We start from the raw sequence: 5,640 nt of genomic DNA on the forward strand, positions 1-5,640 counted from the left end.
CCGACGATACTTACCATCATGAATCTTCCGATTCCGCCGGAAATGGATGGAGAAATTTTATTGCTTGAGAAAGTGCCGTATTTTGCAAAGTAATTTAAATCAAAACTAATTAGGAGGGCGTTAATATGGCGAAGGCAAAGAAAGCAGCAAAAAAGCCTGCCAAGAAAGCCCCGGCTAAGGCGGGTGGTGTTTCAAAAAACTATGTTGACACGAAGTTTAAATCTTTACAACAGCAAGTTGAGGATCTTGTTAAAAGGGTAGAGGCTCTGGAGGCAAAATTGGGGATATCAGAAAAGAAGGAAGAAGCTGTTGAGGAAGCCGCCGGAGGTGCAGGTGAAACTGGAAGTTAAATCTTGATGTGATTTACTAAAGGGGTTGCGTTAGCAACCCCTTTGTTTTTATCTTTGTGTTAAGTTACAAATATGGATTTTAAGACAAGTGAAAATTAAAAAAGCAAGCAAAGTTACAGGGATAATTCATTCCCCTGGCGATAAATCAATTTCTCATCGCGTAGCACTTATCTCTGCGCTTTCAAACGGGGAAAACATCATTGAAAACTTTCTTATATCTGATGATACATTGCGAACATTAGCTTGCCTTGAAGAACTCGGTGTTGATATTGAGCTCTCGGAAAAACTAAAGATAAAAGGCAGAGGTTTTAAAAATTTCCAAAAGCCAAATTCAACTCTTTATGCCGGGAATTCGGGAACGACGATTCGCCTTCTTTCGGGCATACTTGCTGGACAAAATTTTAATTCTGAAATAACCGGTGATGATTCCCTACGCAGGCGTCCAATGATGAGAATTATCAAACCACTTAGAATGATGGGGGCAAAAATTGAGGCGACTGGAAACGGCACAGCACCGTTGAAAATTTATGCTGTCGAAAATCTAAATTCAATCGAATATGAACTTGAATTTCCAAGCGCACAAGTGAAATCTTGCATCATATTCGCCGGGCTTCATGCCGAAGGTAAAACTAAGATCATAGAAAAAATTCAAACAAGAGATCATACAGAAAGATTACTTGGTTTAAAAGTATCATCCGAAAATGGCAAAAAAATAATTGAGGTTGAGCCGGGGATAAAAATTGAAAATAAGTATTACTTAATTCCCGGAGATATATCATCATCCGCATTCTTTATTGTTGCTGCTTCAATCATTCCGAATTCTTATGTAGTTGTGAAAAATGTGAGCTTAAATCCAACGCGAACTGGTTTTATAGATGTTCTTAGAAAAATGGGTGCAGTGATTGAACTTGAAAATGTTAGGGAAGTAGCAAATGAACAACTCGGAGATGTGATTGTAAAGTCCGGAAAAGAAATAAATCTTAAAAACCTAACTCTTTCAGGTGACTTGATACCGAGCATAATTGATGAGATTCCCGTACTTGCAATTGCTGGGACAGTTGCTGAAGGGGTTTTTGAAGTTCGGGATGCGGGTGATTTAAGAAACAAAGAAAGCGATAGAATAAAGGCAATTGTCAGCAATCTCAGAAATATGGGAGTTGATGTTGAAGAATATGATGATGGATTTTCTTTTGAGGGGAGAAAAAAGCTTAAGGGCACCTTAATTCAAACTTTCAACGATCATAGAATTGCCATGGCTTTTTCAATAGCTGGTTTAATTGCTGAGGGTGAGACGGTTATAGATGACCCTGAATGTGTGAAAATTTCTTTTCCAAATTTTTACGAAATTTTAAAAAATATCCAATCATAATCAGGAGGTGTAAACAGGATGGCGGAGGTTAAACTTGAAAATGTAAGCAAAATTTACCCCAATAATGTTGTTGCAGTGAAGGACGCAACATTTGAAGTTAAAGATGGTGAATTTATGGTTCTCCTCGGACCATCTGGCTGCGGCAAAACCACAACTTTGAGAATGATAGCAGGACTTGAGGATGTCACAAGTGGATATATTTACATTGATAACAAAATTGTCAACGACATCCCACCGAAGGATAGGGATATAGCGATGGTTTTTCAGAATTACGCCCTTTATCCGCATATGACGGTTTATGAAAATATGGCTTTCGGTTTGAAACTTCGTAAATATCCCAAAAGCGAAATCGACAAAAGAGTTAAAGAAGCAGCCAGGATTTTAAACATTGAACATTTACTTGATCGGAAACCAAAGGAGCTTTCCGGGGGTCAAAGACAACGCGTTGCAGTTGGAAGAGCTATTGTTAGAAATCCAAAGGTTTTTCTTTTTGATGAGCCCCTTAGCAATCTTGATGCAAAATTTAGAGTTCAGATGAGAACGGAAATTTCAAAACTTCACCAAAAACTTGGCGCAACCATGATTTATGTAACGCATGATCAAGTTGAAGCGATGACGATGGGGGATAGAATTGTGGTTATGAAAGATGGAATAATACAGCAAATAGATACACCTTTAAATCTTTACAACTTCCCAAAAAATAAGTTCGTTGCAGGTTTCATCGGCAGTCCATCGATGAACTTCCTTGAAGGGAAAATAGTTCACGAAGATGGCTTAAAATTTATCGAAAATAACAATGGACTTAGATTATCGATACCACAAGAATATCATGACAAACTAAAAAATTATGTCGGCAAGGATGTGATCTTAGGGATAAGACCTGAGCATATATATGACCCAATTTATACTCAAGTGCCAAGCGGTGAAAGAGTAAATGTTTTTGTAGATGTTGTTGAGCCGATGGGAAATGAAGTTTATCTTTATTTTGCAACAGCAACGGCTCAATGTGTCGCTCGAATTCCTGCTCATGAAGAACCACAAACTGGAATTTATAAAGAGCTTGTGATTGATGTAAGGAAAGCACATTTCTTTGATAAAGATACCGAAGAATCTATTTTATATAGGTAAAGATGTCGTCCAGAAAATTAATGAAAATAGTTGAAGAGATAATTTCTAAAGATGATGAAATTCTTGTTCCAGCGAGAAAAATTTATTTGACTATAAAATACCATTATAAAACCACGCCACTTCCTTCCTTTTTAGATTTTGTAAATATGTTGAAAAGAAGCAGAAAGTTTGAAGTGATTGAATCTATTGGGACATCTCACTATGATCTTCCTGAAAGCGTTGAGAAGATTCTTATGCAGGTTGGGATTTATGGCACGGGTCCAAGGGTTAAATTTCGCTCCGTTAAATTGACTCCTAAATTACTTAAGGAAGCATTTTTAAAAAGTTATAATAAAATGAGAGTTGGTTTGGAGAGTTTGCTTGCAAAAGTTTCGACGGAAACAGATTTGCCGCATGATGAAATAAATAAAATCATCTCTTCATTTACGGAGCTTCGCGACCAGATAAATAAAACGATTCAAATGCTTGAGAAACTTGAACTCTATGAGACAACGGTGAAGCCCGAAAAGAAAAAGAGAAAGGGTAAATAATTTTCAAAAGTCCCATCGGATTGCTATATTTAAGAAAAACAAAATTAGTTAAGAACCATGGTAACAGAAGAACAGGTATATGAAGCTCTCAGGGAATGCTATGATCCTGAAATTCCGATAAATATAGTTGATCTTGGGCTTGTATATGAAGTTAAAATCATTGATGATTGGGTTGGAGTTAAGATGACCCTTACGGCTCCTGGTTGCCCTGCTCATACATTCATAAGTCAACAGGTGCGTGAAAGGTTGCTTCAGATCCCAGGTGTAAAAGATGCTGATGTTGTCGTCGTATGGGAACCGAGATGGAATCCAAGCATGATGTCTGAAAAGGCAAGAATGATGCTCTTCGGTGATTTAGGATTATCAGCAGGTGAAGGGGGAGAGGAAAAATAGATTAAGTTAATTTTAGCACGCCCGGAGGGACTCGAACCCCCAACCTTCTGGTCCGTAGCCAGACGCTCTATCCAGTTGAGCTACGGGCGCAAGTGCATTTTAAATATACGAATAAAAATTTTTTCTTTCAAATTTTTTGTTGAAACCCATCAAAAATCCCTCTTCATGCTTTTTAAACCAAGCAAGTTGAACGGCACTGAAATTGCAATTGATGTAAAAAGTGCCCCTAAAATTGCCGATGTGAAGAATTCCGTGTTAAATTTTAAAGATTGAAAATAAAAAGTTATTGGAACGAATATAATTCCCATAAAAATTGAAATTAGTACAAGCCCAAGCAGAAGTGTGATTGTCGCCCCCCTTGACGAAGCTATGCGAACTGGGCTTTTTTCGGTGTAATTTGCGAAATATCCTCCCATCCCAAGTCCAAGCGACACATAAGTTAACGCAATGAAAAGCGAAATAATAGCCATTAAAAGCCCAATGTTTCGATCTTTGCCAAATGGAAAGACGGAAAAGTATGATATCGCTTCGGAAACTATCAAAATCGGAAAGAACGAGATTATAAATTTATGAATGTAAAGCCGTGTTAATTTAACAGGGGATGACCTAATCGTCCAGTAGCCCATACCTTCAAGTGAGATTAAGGGGTAAACAAAACGAATCACAATTGAAGCGATCAAAAAGATGTTAAACGAAAAGATAGATGCAAAGGCAAGGGATAGAAGTTGGGTTTCAACTCTGTAAAGTCGCATGTTAATTAAGCTCCAAATAAATATCAAAACAAGCAAGACCATTATTAAAAAGTGAACCCATTGGCTTGGTTCCCTTAGAAACATTTTTAAATCACGCTTCATGAGAACCTCTATCTGCGGATGAAATATTGATTTCTTTTCAAATTTCAAAAATTCTGGTTCAAATTTTTTCCTGAACTTATTTTTTAAATCGAAAGCGATGAAAAGTGTTTCAAAGTAAAGTTTTCGTGCAACGCTAAAGTTGATCAACAGCATTCCAATGGTTGCTGATATTAAAATTAGAAAATATTTTAAAACCATCTCAGAGTTTTCACGTACACTAAAATAAAATATCTCGGCAACCCAATGGTTGGGAAGGTAAAGGGCAAGTGATGGATCAAGTTGCGCAAAATATTGATCAATGTATGGATAATACTTCATTACCTCTGTGAACAATTTCGTCGGATTCGTGCTCTTAAAATAAAGATAAATGCAAACCGCATAAGTTAAACCAGCGAGAAAAATAAGTCTCCTTATATCAATTTTTTTCGACAGTTTTAAGATTAGCATCAGAATTATTATGCTAAGAGATGCAGACATAAGCATAAATGGGACTATAACACCGAAGAATGAAAAAAGATAAAAATGCAACGGCTTTCCAAGATAACTTCCATAGCCAAGCAAAATTGAAAAAATAAAGATGAACATGGTTGACGAGCTATAAAAGAAATTGTCAAGAAACTTAACAGTGTAAATTTTTATCGGTTTTATCGGTGTTGTAAGGAAAAATTCAATATCTTTACTTTTGTAAAGTGTGGAATACGCAACGATCATATTTCCCAAGCTGACGAGAACGAACAGGATGAAAAGCAACATTGATAAGATTCTATGAAAAAGAAAAAGTCCAATTTTAGCCTCAGATAAAAGATATGCGGTTGCGTAGTTTGAAGAAATGAAAGTCGATAGTGCAAACCCCGTGAAAACGGCTACTGATGCAAGTTCTTTTAAAACAGCGCCCCACTTTGAATCAAGAGCGGTTTTAAAAATAAAAAGAAGTTTAAATTTCAAGATGAAAAAAATTTCCCGCATTTCTATTAAAAAATTTAACTTTCGCTTTTCGTTAGTTCAATGAAGAGAGA

The 5,640-nt window shown here is 36.6% G+C and carries 7 protein-coding genes and 1 tRNA gene (1 of these 8 cut by a window edge); 6 read left to right on the forward strand and 2 right to left on the reverse strand.

Annotated features, from left to right (window positions below; translation table 11 throughout):
- The 6 genes from gpmI to AWW78_RS03125 form a co-directional block, all read left to right on the forward strand.
- Nucleotides 1-93, forward strand: partial view of a 2,3-bisphosphoglycerate-independent phosphoglycerate mutase gene (gene gpmI, locus AWW78_RS03100; protein ID WP_047134167.1) — the final stretch only. It extends 1,467 nt beyond the left edge of the window; only the last 93 of its 1,560 coding nucleotides appear in the window; its start codon lies off the left edge, out of view; its stop codon occupies nucleotides 91-93.
- 32 nt (nucleotides 94-125) lie between these two features.
- Nucleotides 126-350: a hypothetical protein gene (locus tag AWW78_RS03105; protein ID WP_047134168.1), complete on the forward strand. Its 225-nt coding sequence runs from the start codon at nucleotides 126-128 to the stop codon at nucleotides 348-350.
- Between the two features lie 88 nt (nucleotides 351-438).
- Nucleotides 439-1,719 carry a 3-phosphoshikimate 1-carboxyvinyltransferase gene (aroA, locus tag AWW78_RS03110; RefSeq protein ID WP_047134169.1) on the forward strand — a complete coding sequence of 427 codons (1,281 nt, stop codon included), beginning with the start codon at nucleotides 439-441 and terminating at the stop codon, nucleotides 1,717-1,719.
- 18 nt (nucleotides 1,720-1,737) lie between these two features.
- Nucleotides 1,738-2,847 (forward strand): ABC transporter ATP-binding protein, encoded by a 1,110-nt coding sequence (locus AWW78_RS03115; protein WP_047134170.1) that lies wholly within the window; start codon nucleotides 1,738-1,740, stop codon nucleotides 2,845-2,847.
- Nucleotides 2,848-2,849: 2 nt separating this feature from the next.
- Nucleotides 2,850-3,377 carry a hypothetical protein gene (locus AWW78_RS03120; protein ID WP_176693924.1) on the forward strand — a complete coding sequence of 176 codons (528 nt, stop codon included), beginning with the start codon at nucleotides 2,850-2,852 and terminating at the stop codon, nucleotides 3,375-3,377.
- A 57-nt stretch (nucleotides 3,378-3,434) separates the two neighbouring features.
- Nucleotides 3,435-3,770, forward strand: a complete 336-nt coding sequence (locus AWW78_RS03125; protein ID WP_047134172.1) for a metal-sulfur cluster assembly factor — start codon at nucleotides 3,435-3,437, stop codon at nucleotides 3,768-3,770.
- A gap of 16 nt (nucleotides 3,771-3,786) precedes the next feature.
- On the opposite strand, the gene AWW78_RS03130 is transcribed toward AWW78_RS03125, so the two are convergent.
- Both AWW78_RS03130 and AWW78_RS03135 read right to left on the reverse strand, forming a co-directional pair.
- Nucleotides 3,787-3,860: transfer RNA gene (locus tag AWW78_RS03130), tRNA-Arg, on the reverse strand.
- Between the two features lie 59 nt (nucleotides 3,861-3,919).
- On the reverse strand, nucleotides 3,920-5,590 hold the full coding sequence (locus AWW78_RS03135) for a putative ABC transporter permease subunit (RefSeq protein WP_047134173.1): 1,671 nt from the start codon (nucleotides 5,588-5,590) through the stop codon (nucleotides 3,920-3,922).
- Nucleotides 5,591-5,640: the final 50 nt, after the last annotated feature.

Origin of the sequence: Candidatus Kryptonium thompsonii (genome assembly GCF_001535985.1) — a bacterium.
In the GTDB taxonomy this organism is placed as follows: Bacteria; Bacteroidota; Ignavibacteria; order Kryptoniales; family Kryptoniaceae; genus Kryptonium; species Kryptonium thompsonii.